Origin of the sequence: Psychromonas sp. (assembly GCF_041586535.1) — a bacterium.
Classification (GTDB): domain Bacteria; phylum Pseudomonadota; class Gammaproteobacteria; order Enterobacterales; family Psychromonadaceae; genus Psychromonas.
In genome coordinates this window covers 1-18,448 of record NZ_JBFGZY010000083.1, presented here as the reverse complement: position 1 = coordinate 18,448, position 18,448 = coordinate 1, and the positions used below count along the sequence as shown (strand labels likewise).

The 18,448-nt window shown below is 46.7% G+C and carries 16 protein-coding genes; all 16 read left to right on the top strand.

Annotated elements, in window-relative coordinates; translation table 11 throughout:
• Window positions 1–556 precede the first annotated feature (556 nt).
• Window positions 557–1,993: a F0F1 ATP synthase subunit beta gene (gene atpD, locus ABZA00_RS10515; RefSeq protein WP_372882122.1), complete on the top strand. Its 1,437-nt coding sequence runs from the start codon at window positions 557–559 to the stop codon at window positions 1,991–1,993.
• Window positions 1,990–2,172 (top strand): hypothetical protein, encoded by a 183-nt coding sequence (locus ABZA00_RS10510; RefSeq protein WP_372882121.1) that lies wholly within the window; start codon window positions 1,990–1,992, stop codon window positions 2,170–2,172. Before atpD ends, ABZA00_RS10510 begins: the two co-directional genes overlap by 4 nt.
• A complete protein-coding gene (locus ABZA00_RS10505; RefSeq protein WP_372882120.1) occupies window positions 2,169–2,573 on the top strand; it encodes a F0F1 ATP synthase subunit epsilon in 405 nt (134 codons plus the stop codon). The genes ABZA00_RS10510 and ABZA00_RS10505 overlap by 4 nt, the downstream gene beginning before the upstream one ends.
• Window positions 2,574–2,595: 22 nt before the next feature.
• The gene (locus ABZA00_RS10500) at window positions 2,596–2,985 is read left to right on the top strand and encodes an AtpZ/AtpI family protein (protein ID WP_372882119.1); all 390 of its coding nucleotides are present in this window, start codon (window positions 2,596–2,598) and stop codon (window positions 2,983–2,985) included.
• On the top strand, window positions 2,975–3,316 hold the full coding sequence (locus ABZA00_RS10495) for an ATP synthase subunit I (RefSeq protein ID WP_372882118.1): 342 nt from the start codon (window positions 2,975–2,977) through the stop codon (window positions 3,314–3,316). The genes ABZA00_RS10500 and ABZA00_RS10495 overlap by 11 nt, the downstream gene beginning before the upstream one ends.
• On the top strand, window positions 3,306–3,998 hold the full coding sequence (locus ABZA00_RS10490) for a F0F1 ATP synthase subunit A (RefSeq protein ID WP_372882117.1): 693 nt from the start codon (window positions 3,306–3,308) through the stop codon (window positions 3,996–3,998). The genes ABZA00_RS10495 and ABZA00_RS10490 overlap by 11 nt, the downstream gene beginning before the upstream one ends.
• A 33-nt stretch (window positions 3,999–4,031) precedes the next feature.
• Window positions 4,032–4,313, top strand: a complete 282-nt coding sequence (locus ABZA00_RS10485; RefSeq protein ID WP_372882116.1) for a F0F1 ATP synthase subunit C — start codon at window positions 4,032–4,034, stop codon at window positions 4,311–4,313.
• 3 nt (window positions 4,314–4,316) lie between these two features.
• Window positions 4,317–5,180, top strand: coding sequence for a F0F1 ATP synthase subunit B (locus ABZA00_RS10480; RefSeq protein WP_372882115.1), 864 nt, complete (start codon window positions 4,317–4,319; stop codon window positions 5,178–5,180).
• Window positions 5,173–6,708 carry an alternate F1F0 ATPase, F1 subunit alpha gene (locus ABZA00_RS10475; RefSeq protein WP_372882114.1) on the top strand — a complete coding sequence of 512 codons (1,536 nt, stop codon included), beginning with the start codon at window positions 5,173–5,175 and terminating at the stop codon, window positions 6,706–6,708. Before ABZA00_RS10480 ends, ABZA00_RS10475 begins: the two co-directional genes overlap by 8 nt.
• A 24-nt stretch (window positions 6,709–6,732) precedes the next feature.
• Window positions 6,733–7,611, top strand: coding sequence for a F0F1 ATP synthase subunit gamma (locus ABZA00_RS10470; RefSeq protein ID WP_372882113.1), 879 nt, complete (start codon window positions 6,733–6,735; stop codon window positions 7,609–7,611).
• Between the two features lie 225 nt (window positions 7,612–7,836).
• Window positions 7,837–8,940 carry an efflux RND transporter periplasmic adaptor subunit gene (locus tag ABZA00_RS10465; RefSeq protein ID WP_372882112.1) on the top strand — a complete coding sequence of 368 codons (1,104 nt, stop codon included), beginning with the start codon at window positions 7,837–7,839 and terminating at the stop codon, window positions 8,938–8,940.
• On the top strand, window positions 8,940–9,077 hold the full coding sequence (locus ABZA00_RS10460) for a hypothetical protein (RefSeq protein ID WP_372882111.1): 138 nt from the start codon (window positions 8,940–8,942) through the stop codon (window positions 9,075–9,077). The genes ABZA00_RS10465 and ABZA00_RS10460 overlap by 1 nt, the downstream gene beginning before the upstream one ends.
• A gap of 115 nt (window positions 9,078–9,192) precedes the next feature.
• Complete coding sequence (locus ABZA00_RS10455) at window positions 9,193–12,312, top strand: multidrug efflux RND transporter permease subunit (protein ID WP_372882110.1); 3,120 nt, start codon at window positions 9,193–9,195, stop codon at window positions 12,310–12,312.
• A gap of 501 nt (window positions 12,313–12,813) precedes the next feature.
• The gene (gene nhaD, locus ABZA00_RS10450) at window positions 12,814–14,256 is read left to right on the top strand and encodes a sodium:proton antiporter NhaD (protein WP_372882109.1); all 1,443 of its coding nucleotides are present in this window, start codon (window positions 12,814–12,816) and stop codon (window positions 14,254–14,256) included.
• A 1,355-nt stretch (window positions 14,257–15,611) separates the two neighbouring features.
• Window positions 15,612–16,043, top strand: coding sequence for a prepilin-type N-terminal cleavage/methylation domain-containing protein (locus ABZA00_RS10445; RefSeq protein ID WP_372882108.1), 432 nt, complete (start codon window positions 15,612–15,614; stop codon window positions 16,041–16,043).
• A 6-nt stretch (window positions 16,044–16,049) separates the two neighbouring features.
• Window positions 16,050–17,744 (top strand): type IV-A pilus assembly ATPase PilB, encoded by a 1,695-nt coding sequence (gene pilB, locus ABZA00_RS10440; protein ID WP_372882107.1) that lies wholly within the window; start codon window positions 16,050–16,052, stop codon window positions 17,742–17,744.
• The last annotated feature ends 704 nt before the right edge of the window (window positions 17,745–18,448 follow it).

Here is an 18,448-nt window from a genome sequence, read left to right as displayed (position 1 = left end):
CCTGATTAAAAATAATAACATGCCAACTACCACTAAGGCAGGCTTCCTTATGTCCGCAATTTGAATAACAGCTGATAAAATTGAAAAATGTCGCGATCGCACACTTCGTGTGCGTTACTGAAGGTAAGATTGGCCTTGGAATCATGATAAAATCCAAGACCGAACTGAGGGGGTACTAAAAATACGCTGTTTCTGGATGAGAACTAGCTAAAGCTGTTCAAAATCGTTCATACGATTTTGTGAAGTGAGAACAACTGTTATCTCCTGCAGCTCACGCCTTGCCTTTCTGGAGTTTCGTCGAAAAGCTGGCACTGCGTTGCAGCACTTGAACAGGGAATACCATTTTCGTGATGTTGTGCCTTGTTCTGGGATCCGTGCAACGTTCTGAATTTGCATCTTTAAGTCGCTTGGGTATATACCTTAGCGCGTCTTTAACAGATGGATTTATCCCCATACCCGACCTATGATTATTTCATTGAATCTGTTTTTGCAGGCAGTGCAGGCCCGTTAACTATGGTTAATGGTTTAAACTTCTTTATGCCAAGTTGGTTGAAAAATGTTCAAGGAAAGCAATCAAGTACATGCGGTTAATTACGGCGTAGTTGTTTCGGTACGGGGCAGTATTGTGGATGTCCGTTTTGATGAATATTTACCGCCTATTCATAGTTTGCTGCGCGTTGCCGGGAGGGAGATTGTTATTGAGGTGCTTGCGCAACACGATGCGCAGGTGGTACGGGGCATTGCGCTAACTCCAACGCAGGGGTTGGCACGCGGAATGAGCATAGAAGACAGCGGCGGGCCATTAACAGTGCCCGTCGGCAGGACGATTGTCGCGCGCATGTTTGATGTTTTCGGTAATACCATAGATAACGGTCCGCCTTTAACTGATTTACAGTGGCGTTCAGTTCACCGTGCTCCGCCGGCGTTGGGTGAGCGCTCTACCCAGTCGGAAATTTTTGTTACCGGCATTAAAGTGATCGATGTTTTAGCTCCCCTTGAGCGTGGTGGAAAAGCGGGATTGTTTGGCGGGGCGGGGGTTGGTAAAACCGTATTATTGAGCGAGATGATCCATAACATGATCAACCACCATCATGGAATCAGTATTTTTTGCGGCATTGGCGAACGCTCTCGTGAAGGTGAGGAGCTTTACCGGGAAATGAAAGCGGCCGATGTATTATCCAATATGGTGATGATATTCGGGCAGATGAATGAACCGCCCGGTGCCCGTTTTCGTGTCGGGCATGCGGCCTTGACCATGGCGGAATATTTTCGGGACGATGAAAGCCGCGACGTGTTGTTACTGATCGACAATATTTTCCGTTTTATTCAGGCCGGTTCAGAGATCTCCGCGCTGATGGGGCAAATGCCCTCACGTCTGGGGTATCAACCGACCATGGGGTCTGAACTGTCCAGTTTGGAAGAGCGTATCGCCAATACCGACAATGGCGCGATCACCTCTATTCAGGCAGTCTATGTGCCTGCTGATGATTTTACCGACCCTGCAGCAGCGCATACTTTTTCACATCTTTCCGCCTCCATTGTGCTGTCACGTCAGCGTGCCAGCGAAGGTCTTTATCCGGCCATCGATCCTTTGCAGTCCGGTTCCAAAATGGCTACTGCGAGCATCATCGGTGAACGGCATTATAATCTTGCTCAGGAAGTCCGGCGTACACTGGCGAAATATGACGATCTTAAAGATATTATCGCGATGCTCGGTCTTGAGCAGTTGACTGCTGAAGATCGCAAGCTGGTGGGGCGGGCGCGTCGCCTGGAGCGTTTTTTTACTCAGCCTTTTTTTACCACTGAGCAATTCTCTTCATTAAAGGGAAAGTTAGTCAGTTTAGACGATGCCCTGGATGGTTGTGAGCGTATTCTGAATGATGAATTTGCAGAATACCCCGAAAGCGCGCTGTATATGATAGGCGCGCTGGATGAGGTCAAAGCGAATAACAAAGGGGGGCAGCACGCGGAGCAGGAGGTGCAGGCAATATGATGTCAGCACAGATGCGGCTTAAAATTTTGTCGTTCGATGAACATGATGATTCTGCAGCCATAACTCCAGCAAGCGTGCTGTATATGATAGGCGCGGTAGATGAGGTCAAAGCGAACAACAAGAACAACAAAGAGAGAAAACAAAAAAGACAGCATCCACAGCAGGAGCTTGAAAAATGAAGTCAGCACAGATGCGGCTTAAAATTTTATTGCCCTATACTACCTTTATGGACAAGTCGAATGTTCTGCGCATAGTGGCTGAAACCAATCAGGGGGCATTTGGTATATTGCCCAATCGACTTGATTGTTCCGCAGCATTGACGGCAGGTATTTTCTGTTATCAATGTTTAAATGGAGAAGAGGTTTTTATTGCAGTTGATCAGGGGGTGCTGGTGAAAACAGGTTTTGATGTATTGGTATCAGTGCGTCGTGCGATTGGACATGCGGATCTTAGTGAGCTGCATGCGTTGGTGAAAAAAGAGTTTCTGCTGATAGATGAATATGAGAAACATGTGCATGCGATGATGATGAAATTAGAAACTGGATTTCTGCATCAGTTAAGTAATTTTAAAAATCAATAATACGCCCTTGCTGGGCCTGAATATGAATGCGAAAAATGACAAAAAGCCGGAACCGAAAGTCAACGGAAAACCTCCGGATAAGGTGGCTGATAAGGCCTCTCCAAAAACAGATTTTAGCACGCAGGTCGGGTTGAAAACAGCGCGTAAACTTCACGCTCGACGCAATCCTACTCCGGGTATGTGGTTTGGTCTGGGAATGATGGGTTTAATCGGCTGGTCAGTGGTTGTCCCGACGTTACTGGGGCTGGCTCTTGGCCTGTGGTTAGACGGTCGTTATCCAGGACAGCGCTCCTGGACCTTAATGCTGTTGATTGCCGGATTAATCTTGGGCTGTTTCAATGCATGGCACTGGGTTGATAAAGAGCAGCGGGCGATGCGTGATAAACAGGAAGGTGAATTTGATGATAAATAAAATGGTTTATGAAAATATCACCTATGAGCAACTGCTGAGCCTGCTTCCTGCTCTGTTTACCGGGCTTCTTCTAGGCATCTTTTTCTTTGCCGGATTATGGTGGACCGTGCGCCGCGGGGCTAAGTCTGAACGGCCGGTTATCTGGTTTTTCGCCAGTTTTATCCTGCGTACAACCCTGACCTTATCTGCTCTTTATTGGATAAGCGACGGGCAATGGCTAAGATTAGTAGTTTGCCTGCTGGGTTTTACTGTTGCGCGTATTGTGGTGCAGGTGATAACGCGCAGCCCGCGTGAGTCTATAGCGCAAAAGGAGTCCGGTCATGCACCTTAGTCCCGATAACATCATCTTCTGGCAAATGGGATTTTTTAAAATAAATGCCACCATGGTATCCACCTGGTTCCTGATGCTGCTGATGGTGGGCTGTTCAATGTTAATTACCCGCCGGCTGTCATCAGAGCAATCGCGTTCGCGTCTGCAGAATCTACTGGAGCTGATTGTCTGCACCCTCGAACAGCAATTAAAAGAGGGCGGATTAGATAACCCGCGAAACTATATCGATTTTCTCGGCACACTGTTTTTATTTGTGGCCGTAGCCAGTGTAGCGACTGTTCTTCCCATTTACGAACCACCAACGGGGTCATTATCAACGACGGTGGCGTTGGCGCTGTGCGTGTTTATCGCCGTCCCGTTATATGGAATTTTGCGCCAGGGTGTCTTGGCTTACCTGAAGTCTTATATGGAGCCAAGCTTCATTATGCTGCCGTTTAATATTATTGGCGAAGTAACCCGTACCATTGCGCTGGCGGTGCGTCTTTTCGGCAATATGATGAGCGGTGCGCTTATTCTTGGCATTCTGCTGGCGATTGCGCCTCTGCTTTTCCCGATCATATTGACCTTGCTGGGCTTGCTGGCAGGGCTGGTGCAGGCGTACATTTTTTTTACTCTGGCAACGGTATATATTGCCGCCGCCACTGATACGGGCAAAGCGCAAAAAGATATAAACAGAAATTGAAACAATAATTCTAACGATACAGAGGCAAAGACTATGGATAGCATCACCTATATTGCAATGACTTCTATAATTGTTGCGGGTATTACCACCGCGCTGGGCACCATCGGTCCCGCGCTCGCGGAGGGCAGGGCAGTTGTTGCGGCAATGACCTCACTGGCGCAGCAGCCCGATGCCTCCTCCACCATTACCCGAACCCTTTTTGTAGGACTTGCGATGATTGAATCGATCGCCATTTATTGTTTTGTGGTATCGATGATTATGTTATTTGCTAATCCGTTCTGGGATTTTGTTGTTATTCAGGCCGCGGGAAAATAAACAATGTCCATTGATTGGTTTACGGTTTTTGCACAGATCATTAATTTTCTTGTCTTGCTGTGGTTGTTAAAACGTTTTCTCTATCAGCCGGTTCTTGATGCGCTTGATGCGCGTGAGCGGCGTATAGCCAAAACTCTTTCTGATGCCGCTGCTAAAGAAAAACAGGCGCAACAGGAGCGGGATCTTTTTTTGCATAAAAATCAGCAATTTGAAAGGCAAAGTAAAAAGCTGCTGGAAAGCGCTACAAAGGCTGCAAATAAAGAAGCCCAGCATTTGCTGGAGAGTGCCAGACAGGTCGCGGCAGATCTCTGTCTGCAGCAGCAGGCAACTTTCCAGAGACAGCAGCAGAGTCTCTGTGAAGGACTGACCCAAAAAACCCAACAGGAGGTTTTTGCCATCACCCGGCAGACCTTAAAAGATCTTGGCGATGCCGGACTCGAAGAGCAGATTCTCAAGGTTTTTCTGATCCGGCTGGGTGAGCTTGATGAAAATGACAAGGCCATTTTTATTAGCGCGCTTTCTAAAAACAATAGCGTCCGTGTGCGCACCACTTTTGTCCTGCAGGCAATTCAGCAGCAGGCTTTTACTAAGGCGCTTCATGAAAGCTTTGCTGCCAAGGTGCAGATCAGTTTCGAAAACGATGCCGATGTTGTCTGCGGTATTGAACTGTATATTGACGGTCACAAACTAGCCTGGAGCATGAGCCAATATATCGACTCATTAGAGCTGCATTTTCAGCAGTTAGTACGCGACTCTGTGTTGCATCCCGCCGGTAAACAAGGTAACGATGATGAATTACTGACAGCTGAACCAGGCTCATTATCTGTTTCGCTCACTGCAGAAAAGAGAAATAGTGCTAATGATTGATTTACAGAAAATAGTCGAACAGACTTTCACAACGTTAAAACACGGCCGAAGTACTTTTCAGGTTCAACTTAAACCCCGTGAAATAGGCATTATCAGAAGTGTTTCATTTGCTATCGCACAGGTATCCGGATTGCCGAATGTCGCCTCAGACGAGTTGCTGAAATTTCCGTACGATATTTACGGCATTGCCTTTAATGTCGATCAGGACAGTATTGGCGTGGTATTGCTCGGAGATTACTGGCGCCTGCAGAGCGGTGATCAGGTTGAGCGCACCGGACGGGTTATGGATGTCGCTGTCGGTTTGGGATTATTGGGTCGGGTTATCGATCCGCTTGGTATGCCTTTGGATAATAAAGGCCCGCTGCACAGCAGTGAACGGTTACCCGTTGAACGCCCTGCTGTGCATATTATGGATCGCGCGCCGGTAACCGAGCCGTTACAAACCGGCCTGAAAGTGATAGATGCGTTGATCCCTATCGGGCGGGGGCAGCGCGAACTGATTTTAGGGGATCGTCAGACCGGTAAAACCGCGATTGCCATAGATACTATTCTTAATCAACATGATCAGAATGTACTTTGTGTTTACTGCGCTATTGGTCAGCGCGCCTCTGCGGTGGCAAAAACCATTGCCACACTAAAAGCGCAGGGGGCTCTGGATTATACCGTGGTGATGGTCAGCGAGGGCGATGCCCCGCCCGGTTTCGCTTATATCGCGCCCTATGCAGCGACCAGTATTGCCGAATATTTTATGGAAAAAGGCCATGATGTTTTAATTGTTTATGATGATCTCACCCAGCATGCCCGGGCCTATCGGGAACTCTCATTACTGCTGCGCAGACCTCCCGGACGAGAAGCTTTTCCGGGGGATATTTTCTATATCCATTCGCGTTTGTTAGAGCGTGCGACTTGTTTGAAAGAAGCTCGCGGTGGCGGTTCACTGACCGCTTTGCCGATTATAGAAACGGAAGCACAAAATATTTCCGCTTATATTCCGACCAATCTGATCTCCATAACTGACGGGCAAATCTACCTATCACCAACGCTTTTTGAATTAGGTATTTTGCCCGCTGTCGATGTCGGCCGTTCTGTTTCCCGTGTCGGCGGCAAAGCGCAGCGTGCAGTGTACCGCGCGGTTGCCGCTAATCTTAAGTTAAGCTACGCGCAATTTCAGGAGCTGGAAACCTTTGCCCGCTTTGGTGCCCGTCTGGATAAAACTTCCCGGGGAGTTATTACCAATGGACAACGTATCCGTGCCTGCCTTAAACAGTCGCAATCAACTCCGCTGGCCATGGTTGCGCAAATCACTATTTTACTCGCCTTAACAGAGAAACTCTTTGATAACGTGCCGTTGTTGAAAATGAAGGATGCTGAAAAGGCCTTAATTCAGGCGGCCTGCGAACTGCCCGAACAGCTGTTGAACAGTATTAACCGCGGTAAAATATTAAGTGCGGAAGATCGCCAGAGTATTATCGAGATTGCAGGTACTACGCTGGCACCTTTTCAGATTATTCCCGAAGAAGATTGGTAAAGCTGAAGAAAGAGAAAAGTCATTATGGGTGGTAGTGATGACAACAGTGAAACATTAAAACGCAAAATTAGCAGCGCCGCGGATCTGTATGCGGTCGTCCGGGCAATGAAAGCGATGGCTGCTGCCAATGTCGGACAATATGAAAATGCGGTTGAGGCGCTTCAAAGTTATTACCGCACGGTACAATTAGGTTTGTTCTCCTGCTTTCATCAATATCAGGCCGCGCCGGGTGCGCGACAAAGAAAGCCTTGTATTGCTGCGCTGGTATTTGGTTCGGATCAGGGCTTAATTGGACAATTTAACGATCAGCTCGCTGATTTTGTGGTCACAACATTAGGCAAACGCCCGCAAGAAAAAATGGTTTTCTGTATTGGCGAGCGCCTGCAGTCGCGTCTGGCGGAAACCCCTTTAAAGCTGGCTCCCGGATTTCCACTGCCGAAATCAATTAATACTATCCCAACTCTGGTGGGACAGATCTTATTGGAGATGGAAAAGTGCCGTGCCCGGGGAGTGGTTTCCGAGGTCGTTATTTTCCATAATCAACCTGTAACGGGCGCAACTTACCAGCCTGTCAGGCAGCACCTGTTGCCGCTTGATGGTATTTGGCAACAGGAATTAAAGTCACTTATCTGGCCTTCCGATAAATTACCCGAAGTGATTAATGCGGGCGAAGAGACCCTGCTTGCATTTATTCATGAATACCTTTTTGTTTCACTGTACCGCGCCTGCGTGGAATCGCTTGCCAGTGAAAATGCCAGCCGTTTAGCCACCATGTTACGCGCAGAAAAAACCATTGATGAACTGCTGGAATCAATGAACAGCCGTTTTCATCTGTTACGGCAAAACAGTATCGACGAGGAGCTGTTTGATCTTATTGCCGGTTTTGAAATGCTGAAAAAATAATGCTGACGGTTCAGGATGACGAGCGGATAAGCTGTGCGCATTCTGTATTTAGCGCGCATTGCTTTGAATATTAAAAAATACTGCCAATACTGAATTTTCTCCATATTTTCTCCATTATTGCTGTTTATACTCATCCCGATATACCCACACAAAGGATTTATTTTCTTTGGTATTTTTAAAAGCTGTTGTAACGTAAAGAAAAGATCACCTTTGGAGCTCCGTAAAATGCATAAACCTATTCTGCTACCATCATTGCTGGTTATTATCATGTCGGGCTTCAGTTACAGCTCATTTTTATCTGCACAAAATGAGCCTGCAGCGCCACGGGAAAGGCCGGCCATTCCTGTTCATACCGCCAGCGTGGCTTACCATCAGGTAGCACAGTCTGTTTCCTTGATCGGCAAATTACAGTCACAGCAGTTTGTTAATATTGCCACCGAGGTAAGCGGTAAAGTAAAAGCCATTCATGTCAGCGCCAATCAGGAGGTGAACAAAGGGCAGTTATTATTCCAGTTAGATGATGCGCAGGCGCAGGCGGCCTTACTGGAAGCAACGGCTTATTTATCCGACGAAAAACGTAAGCTGCGCGAATTTGCAAAGTTAGTAAAAAGCAATGCGGTTACCCAGACTGCTCTGGACGGGCAAAGTGCAGCAGTGAATATTGCGCAGGCTCGTGTGAATGCAGCTCAGGCTGCGGTGGACAGACACTATATAAAAGCGCCCTTTGCCGGCACTATCGGACTGCTTGATTTTAGTCCCGGTAAGATGGTCTCCGTTGGCAATGAGTTACTTACACTGGATAATCTGACCCAAATGAGGCTGGATCTGCAGGTGCCGGATCGTTATTTATCTGTGCTTGCCAAAGGCATGCCGGTCAGCGCAGGCAATCGCGCCTGGCCGGACACGGTATTTAATGGCGAACTGATCGCAATAGATTCGCGTATAAATCAGGATACTCTTAGCCTGCGCGTGCGGGTGCAGTTTACTAATCCGGATAATAAATTAAAGCCGGGCATGATGATGTCTGCAGAAATAACCTTTCCGGCCATTAATGCGCCGGTTATCCCGGTACAGGCATTAGAGTATTCAGGAACCAAACGTTATGTTTATCGGGTTAATGAAAAAGGGATAGCCAAACGTACAGAGGTGATTTTAGGGGCGCGTATTGAAAACCTAGTGCTGATAGAAAAGGGGCTGGAGATTGGCGATAAAATCGTTGTCCAGGGAATGGTTAACATGCGTGATGGGATAAAGGTAAAAGATCTCATCCAATCAAAGCCCCTGGATAATACAGCGTCACAGGCGGGAAATGATAAGGAGCAGCTTTAATGTGGCTTTGTGATACCGCGGTTAAGCGTCCACATCGCGTGGCTGCGATTGCATTAAGTTTATTACATTTTGTTTTTGGTGTTGGCGGTTTTTTTGACAAAATAGAGTTCTGCTCTGACCTTAAGGAGAACAGTTAATGTGGCTTTGTGATACAACCGTTAAACGGCCAGTCGTTGCTATTGTATTAAGTTTATTGCTCTGCGTTTTTGCTGCTTTCTCTTTCGGCCAAATTGATCTTAAGGAGAACAGTTAATGTGGCTTTCTGATACCGCGGTTAAACGCCCAGTCGTTGCGATTGTATTAAGTTTATTACTCTGTGTTTTTGGTACTGTCTCCTTCACTAAGCTTGCGGTCAGAGAAATGCCCGATGTGGAAAATCCGGTGGTGAACGTGATGACCCGTTATGAGGGCGCCGCCGCATCCATTATGGAAAGTCAGGTGACCTCGGTGATCGAAAACCAAATTACCGGGATCAGCGGGATTGATGAAATTACCTCGGTTACCCGTAATGGTATGTCGCGTATTACCGTGACCTTTAATTTAGGCTGGGATCTTAACGAAGGTGTCGGTGATCTGCGTGATGCGGTCGAGCAGGCAAAACGTTTTTTGCCGGATCAGGCCGATGATCCTGTGGTGTCTAAAAATAACGGCAGCGGTGAGCCGGCAATCTATGTCAACCTGACCTCCACGGAAATGGATCGTACCCAGTTAACCGACTATTCCAAGCGCGTGTTAGAAGATCGTTTCAGTCTGATCAGCGGGGTCAGTTCGATTACCCTTTCCGGTGCCCTGAATCAGGTGATGTACGTTAAACTGGATCCGACCTTAATGGCCGGGCGGGGGGTAACCAGCAGCGATATCGTCAACGCCCTGCAACAGGAAAATATAGAAAGTCCGGGCGGGGAAGTGCGCAATGATAGCACTGTGATGTCGGTGCGTACGGCGCGCCTGTATCATCAACCTCAGGATTTTGATTATCTGCTGCTGCGTAGCGGCCAGGATGGATCGCCTGTGTATTTAAAAGATGTCGCACAGGTGTATATCGGTGCAGAGAATGAAAGTTCATCCTTTAAAAGCGATGGCATTGTCAATCTCAGCTTAGGCATTATTCCTCAGTCTGACGCCAATCCGCTCGAGGTCGCTCAGACAGTCTATCGGGAAGTTGAGCTTATCCAGCAGTTTTTACCTGCCGGTGCCAGTCTGGTCATTGATTATGATTCAACGGTTTTTGTCGAACGTTCGATAGCTGAAGTTTACAGTACCCTGTTTATTACCGGCGGACTGGTGATTCTGGTCCTGTATCTTTTTATCGGTCAGGCCCGCGCCACCTTTATACCGGCAATCACCGTGCCCGTTGCTTTGATCTCCTCCTGTATTGCCGCCTATTATTTTGGTTTTTCAATCAACCTGATCACTTTAATGGCCTTGATTCTGGCAATCGGCCTGGTGGTCGATGATGCGATCGTGGTGGTGGAAAATATTTTTCACCATATCGAGCAGGGAGAAACACCTCTCTTAGCCGCTTATAAAGGCACCCGGGAGGTCGGCTTTGCGGTGGTAGCAACCACGTTAGTATTGGTGATGGTGTTTTTACCTATCTCATTTATGGAAGGTATGGTGGGCTTGTTATTTACCGAGTTCTCGGTTTTACTGGCGATGGCGGTGATCTTCTCATCCATTATCGCGTTAACTTTAACGCCTGTGCTGGCCAGTAAAATACTAAGGCGCAAAATCCAAACTAACCGATTTAATCGTCTGTCTGAAAAATTGTTTCAGCGCCTGGAGAAAGGCTATCGCAAAGTCGTGCTGCAGGCACTGCGTTTAAGGTTGCTTGCACCTGTGGTTATTCTGGGCTGCATCGCCGGCAGTTATTTTTTGATGCAGCAGGTTCCTGCGCAGCTTACTCCTCAGGAAGATCGCGGCGTTCTGTTTGCTTTTATAAAAGGCGCGGAGGGCACCAGTTATAACCGCATGACCGCCAATATGGATATAGTTGAAGCACGTCTTAAACCTTTATTGGGTAAAGGGGTGATTAAATCCTTCAGCACCCAGGCACCTGCTTTTGGCGGTAATGCAGGTGATCAAACAGGTTTTGTAATTATGGTGTTGGAGGATTGGCAGGAGAGGGATATTAATGCGCAACGGGCACTCGCTTTAGTGAACGCGGCCTTAAAAGATATTCCCGATGTCACTGTGCGCGTTATGCTGCCCGGTTTTAGAGGCCGTTCAAGCAGTGCCGTGCAGTTTGTATTGGGCGGCTCTGATTACACTGAGCTGCAGAAATGGGCGGAGATATTACAGCAGGCGGCCGATGCCAGCGGCATTATTGTTAATGCGGATATAGATTATTCAGAAAAAACACCTGAGCTGATGGTTTCTATTGATAGGCAGAGAGCGGCAGAGCTGGGTATCAGTGCCACTGAAGTCTCTGATACCCTGGAAATCATGCTCGGCGGACGCAGCGAGACCACTTATATTGATCGCGGTGAAGAATATAATGTATACCTGCGCGGCGATGAAAATAACTTCAATAATGCGACCGATCTCAGTCAAATTTATATGCGCAGTGGCAAAGGGGATCTGATCACTCTGGATACGATCAGTAAAATAGAAGAGATCGCCTCGGCAAACCGTCTTTCCCATAATAACAAGCAAAAATCCATTACCCTGAGCGGCAATCTCGCGCCCGGTTATACCCTCGGAGACGCACTGGATTTTCTCGATGCGCAGGCGATAGAGCTATTACCCAGCCATATCTCGATCGCTTACAGTGGCGAATCAAAAGACTATAAAGAGAATCAAAGCAGTATTTTAATCGTTTTTGCTCTGGCTCTGCTAGTCGCTTATCTGGTATTAGCGGCGCAGTTTGAAAGTTTTATCAATCCGCTGGTGGTGATGTTCACTGTGCCGATGGGGGTACTGGGCGGTTTTCTGGGCTTATATTTTTTCCAGCAGGGGCTGAATGTTTACAGCCAAATCGGGATGATCATGCTGATCGGCATGGTAACCAAAAACGGTATCTTAATTGTTGAATTTGCCAACCAGCTGCGTGACCGCGGCTTAGCTTTTGAACAGGCGATTGTTGATGCCTCTGCGCGGCGTTTACGGCCTATTTTAATGACTGCTTTCACCACACTGGCGGGTGCGGTGCCGCTGATTTTATCCACGGGTGCAGGTTCAGAAAGCCGCATTGCAGTGGGCACCGTGGTGTTCTTCGGTATGGCCTTTGCGACCTTTGTCACCCTGATTGTTATCCCGGCGATGTATTCATTACTTTCAGTTTCGACTCACTCCCCCGGTCATGTGGAAGCATTACTGCAGGATGCCTTAAATAAAGATGTTAAAAGCAGGGCATCCCATGGTGAGTTTTAGTTGGGTTACATTGCTTTCGGGGCGCGCAGTGACATTGAACATCAGCTCCGTATCATCAGCGGATAAGCTCTTCGCACCCTTTTGTCAAATAATTGGTATAAAGTCCGCGGCCCAGATAAATGTAGATCAGTGTGGTGCATTTATGCACCATACACAACACTCATTCAGGTAATTGATCAGAAGAGCGGTATTATCTGATGCATAAATGCAGCCTGCGATTGAACATGTAATTATGCGGAGCCCGAACAAAGCGGGCTACCCCCGTATCCCAAATTAAGGTTGTTTTTTTGAATCTTTATTACCTCATTTCAGACTTTTTTGTGACACAGATCAGTATGAACCGACTGTTAAGCTTTTAATCTTGGCTATTTACTTTTAGCGATTTTTCTATGCTAAAATCGCGCAAAATTTAAGCCCGCAAATGCTATCTGCAAGCTGCTGAAAAATCAGTGGGTTAGAAGGTCAGGGTAAAGCCACTCATTTCTTGTAAGGATGAATCCAATGTTACAAAAAACCAAGCCCTTGGCCATGCTGTGTGCGCTGCTGGCGACTTTCTTTTCCCCGGCTCTATTTGCCAGCAGCGGCGAAACTATCGATTTAACCTCGCATTCTATCGGCTATGCGGCTATTTTGTTTTTTGCCATTGCTTATGTTGTGGTGATGCTTGAAGATGTACTGCATCTGCGTAAATCCAAACCGGTTTTGGTCGCTGCGGGTATTATCTGGGCGATGATCGGCTTTTATTATACCCAGCATGGCATGTCCCATGACGCAGAGGCGGCTTTCCGCCATAACCTGCTGGAATATGCCGAGCTGTTCTTCTTCCTGCTGGTAGCGATGACGTACATCAATGCCATGGAGGAGCGGCAATTATTTGATGCATTGCGCTCGTGGATGGTTAACAGAGGTTTTACCCTGCGTTTGATTTTCTGGTTAACCGGTATTCTAGCATTCTTTATCTCGCCGATCGCCGATAACCTGACCACAGCGCTGCTGATGTGCGCCATTGTTATGAAAGTGGGTGGCAGCAACCATAAATTTATCGCCATTGCCTGCATCAATATTGTTGTCGCGGCTAATGCCGGCGGTGCTTTCAGCCCCTTCGGTGATATCACTACCCTGATGGTATGGCAGAAAGGCATGGTTAAGTTTGCTGATTTCTTTACCCTGTTTTTACCTTCTGTGGTTAACTACCTGGTGCCGGCGATCATTATGAGCTTTTTTATCTCCCGCGAAGTGGCGCAGGGGGATGGTGAAGTGGTGCAACTGAAGCGCGGCGCGATGCGTATCGTTGCCCTGTTTTTATTGACTATCTGTTTTGCGGTATTGGGCCATTCATTCTTAGGCATGCCGCCGGTATTAGGCATGATGTTCGGTTTAGGTCTATTGCAGTTTTTCGCTTTCTTCCTGCGTAAAACCCATAAAACCTATTATTACAACGCCCTTAACCGCACTGAAGATAAGGTCGAGCATGAACGTCTGCGCGCCTTGGGTGACGGTATGCCCTTTGATATCTTTAACAAAGTGGCGAAAGCGGAATGGGATACTCTGCTGTTCTTCTACGGGGTGGTGGTTTGTGTCGGCGGTCTCGGCTTTATCGGTTATTTAGGCATGGTTTCCGAAGCGATGTACACCAACTGGGATGCCACCTATGCCAACGTTACTGTCGGTGTGTTATCGGCGATTGTGGATAATATTCCGGTAATGTTTGCTGTCTTGAGCATGCAGCCGGATATGAGCATGGGGCAGTGGTTACTGGTAACCTTAACCGCCGGAGTGGGCGGCAGTATGCTCTCTATCGGCAGCGCCGCCGGTGTGGCGCTGATGGGACAGGCGCGCGGTATCTATACTTTTGCGGCACACCTGAAATGGACGCCGGTGATTGCTTTAGGTTATATCGCCAGTATTTTTGCGCATTTATGGATCAATAAGGCGCTGTTTTAAGGATTTGAGTGGCGGGTCGCGGGCTCGACACTCGTAGCCAATTTAATTTTTCGCAAGCTTTCGCTTGGAGCGTTTGGTTTAACTTTCTTTTTTGGTCGTTTCGCCCTGACGGCGAGTCACTTTTTCTCAACAGCAAGAAAAAGTAACCAAAAAGTGCCGTTCCGTACGTTTTTTATTCTTATCCGCCCAACAACTTCTTAACGCACCGCCTTTGAATGCACATCCCTGTGCATGCAAAGGCTAATGAAATCTTCCACGATTTCCTTTGCTAAAGTTGCCGTTCGGATAAGAAAAACGCAAACGGAAATTTTCCTAGCCGCATTGGCTACGCTTTCCCCATCCATTTTTCTTGCAGTGAACAAACACTTTCGCAAGAAAAATCAAGGAGCGAATTAAACGACAGTTTAGGTTCATGAGAAGGCTCGGCCTAGATTTTTCTAATCTCAGCCAGTACAGGGATGTAATGTCTGAGATGGTGCGTCAAAATGTGATTGGGCAGTGCAAGATAAAAAAATGGCTGGGCAGGCTTTCTTTTGGGCGAGTTATGCGACAGCGTAGTGTTATACCAATTGGATTAATTAAATGATCTGTTTAGGCGTCAGGAAAAATAAATGAAAGCGTGGCATTGATTGCAGTAACTAGTTGTTCTAATTGCAAAATCAATAACGAAGCTAGCATTTATTTTAACAAGCATAAATGATCAGATAATTAATCTGATTGGTATTACGAGCGGGCAAAGCTCTGCGTGCCCTGTTTTCTTTGGCTGTGCAAAGAGCATGACTTTTCGAACTGCGAAACTGCGTTTCGGTTCCTCATAGTCTACACGCCGTTAAGGGAGGAATACCAAAGATGAGTTAAAATCATTGGCCTGCAAGCGAAGGCCAACAAACTAAGTTAGCTGAACGGCAGACCCCGCTTCAATAATTAGATCTTGCTCATGTTGTGAAAAATTACCGCTTGCCCCGTTGCCTGAGTTCTGGGAAAGTAATTAGTGGAGGAGGTTAGAAGTAAGTTATTTAATGAGCCAATTCAAAATTTTTAACTGTTTTGCCTATTTTCCTCTATTTTTTTTCGGACAATAGGTTAGAATTGAAAACCGAATGAATTAGTTTGCGGTCTGTAAAAGACTAACTAAGGCGGTGGTTAATCTGAATGGCAAGGAAATAACAAAGAGTTGTTTTTGTTGTCAGCAAAGATTAATTACTATTATTATTAACCAATGTTCTTATTACCACCGTTCGCTTGAGGATATTAACTTTTTTTAAATTTTAATCATTAACCGCTTTGATAGCTAGGTTGATGAGAAAAAGGACAAAAGTTTAAATAAATTAAGCTTAACTATTAAGGAAGATAAAATGAAAAAAGTACAACAAGGTTTTACATTAATCGAGCTGTTAATTGTAATCGCAATTATCGGTATTCTGGCAGCCGTGGCGTTGCCTGCTTATAATACATATACAGAGAAAGCAAAGTTTTCTGAAGTTATTTTAGCAACTGCCCCGACGAAGCAAGCGGTTGATCTGTGTGCTCAAATAGATAGTTCGTTAGCAAGCTGTGGAACACAGGGCGCAAATGGTATTCCTGATGCACCAACAGCGTCTAATTTTGTTAATTCTGTTGTTCTTAGTAATGCGACGTCTGCAGCAATTAGACTTACTGCAACTTCGCAAAACATCGGTAGTAGCGCTAGGGTTTACGTATTAGATGGTGCATATGCTAATGGGCATGTAACCTGGAGTCATAATAAAACAGAAGGTGATAACTGTTCAGAAGATGGTCTTTGTTAATAGCTAATGGCAACCCATAATATCAGCGGCCTGGCGTCCAGCCTGGCCGCGCGTGGTTTACTCCCCTTCGATAAACTCCAGCAGATCACCACAGCAGCTTCACAGGAAAAAAAAGCATTAGTCACCTATCTGGTGGATAATAACTATATAAACAGCCTGACCCTTGCGCAGTTCTGCGAAAATGAGTATGGTCTTCCTCTATTAGATTCTTCGACTCTGGATCTGGATCAGATTCCGGAAAAGTTTGTCAATCAGAAACTAATAGAAAAACATCATGCCCTGCCTGTCTACGTGCAGCAAAAAACCCTGTATATCGCCATGTCCGACCCGACCAATGTCTCGGCATTGGAGGATTTTGGTTTCAGCTTTTCCATCCACACCGAGGCCCTGCTGGTGGAGGAGAAATACCTCAGTCAGGCGATAGAAACCCTGCTCGAGGACGATGTCAGTTCTCTCGGTGATATGGATATGGGGGATATCGACGATATCGAGGTCGATGATGCCGGCTCCCGCCTTGATGAGGCGCAGGGCAACAATGACGATGATGCACCTATTGTTAAGTATATTAACAGCATTTTATTGGATGCGGTGCGCAAAGGGGCATCGGATCTGCATTTTGAACCCTATGAGAAAACCTACCGCATCCGCTTTCGTGTCGACGGTATATTGCATGAAGTGGCCACCCCGCCGGTTAATCTGGCCAACCGCTTTTCCGCGCGCCTGAAAGTAATGTCCAAACTGGATATTGCCGAGCGCCGTGTGCCGCAGGACGGGCGGATCAAGCTGAAAATCTCCAATAAACGCAATGTCGATCTGCGCGTCAGCACCCTGCCGACCATGTGGGGGGAGAAGGTGGTGATGCGTATCCTCGACTCCTCGGCGGCGAGTCTGGATATCGACCGTTTAGGTTATTCCGATGAGCAGAAAGGCAAATACCTGCATGCCCTGAGTAAACCTCAGGGGATGATTTTGATCACTGGCCCGACCGGCAGTGGTAAAACCGTCTCCCTGTATACCGGCCTGAATATTCTTAATACCGTGGAGCGCAATATCTCCACGGCGGAAGATCCGGTGGAGATCAATCTTTCCGGCATTAATCAGGTGCAGATCAATATTAAAGCCGGTTTAACCTTCGCTTCTGCGTTGCGCTCTTTTTTACGTCAGGATCCCGATATTGTCATGGTCGGTGAAATCCGCGATCTGGAAACTGCAGAAATCGGCATCAAAGCGGCGCAAACCGGGCATCTGGTGTTATCTACTCTGCATACCAACTCTGCCGCGGAAACCTTGACCCGTCTGCTCAATATGGGCGTACCCGCTTTTAATATCGCCTCCTCGGTCACCCTGATTATTGCCCAGCGTTTAGCGCGACGGCTATGCAATGAATGTAAAAGCGAAGAGGTTTTTGAACCCGCTGAATTAAAAACCATCGGTTTTACTGACCAGCAGATAGCCGCGGGGATCACCGTTTATAAACCGGTGGGCTGTGGTAAATGCACCGAAGGTTATAAAGGCCGGGTGGGCATCTACGAGGTACTGGAGATGAGCGAGAAGATCGGCCATGTTATTTTAAATAACGGTAACGCCATGGAGATCGCCAAATTAGCCCGTCAGGAGGGCATGTATACCCTGCGCGAGTCTGCCCTACAGCAGGTAATAAAGGGTATTACCAGCCTAAATGAAGTCACCCGGGTAACCTGATTTTTTCAAATTGATGTCCCGCTCGCGCTAACGCCAGGTATCAACTCTTTCTTTCATTTTTTCTGATTATAACAACCCTGTCATTAAACATTTAATTAACCTCAGTTCTGGATAATGGAATCGTAGTTTTCTTTAATATCAACATATTAAAGATTTGTATTATACAGTGCTGTTAGTTTTGTGTAGTTCAAGGCAAATCATCGAAGCAATAGCAGGCTATTGGGAGATGATTTAACGCAGAAATACGCGAAAATAAGGGCGCTGTATCGATTTGCTTATCCAGAATTGAGGTTAATTAATGCTTTGTTCAAAACAAAGCGGGCTAACCCCCGCGCCCCGGAAACTTATAACTGTAGGGTGTTTTCCATGCACCATAACAAAGGGTAAGTCCGCAATCGATCTGCTGAACGGCATTATATGCTGCATAAAACGCCCCCTACCATTGAGCATTTAATGATGCATTGTTCAAAACAAAGCTGGCTAACCCCCGCGCCCCGGAAACTTATAACTGTAGGGGGCATTCATACACCATAAACAGCAATAAGTCAGGCATTATGTGCTGCTTATACCAATTCCGTTAATTAGATGATCTATTTAGGCGTAGGAAAAATGGATGAAAGCAAGGCATTGATTGCAGTAACTAGTTGTTCTAATTGCAAAATCAATAACAAAGACTAAAACGTAGTTTTATGTCTAGCTAGCAT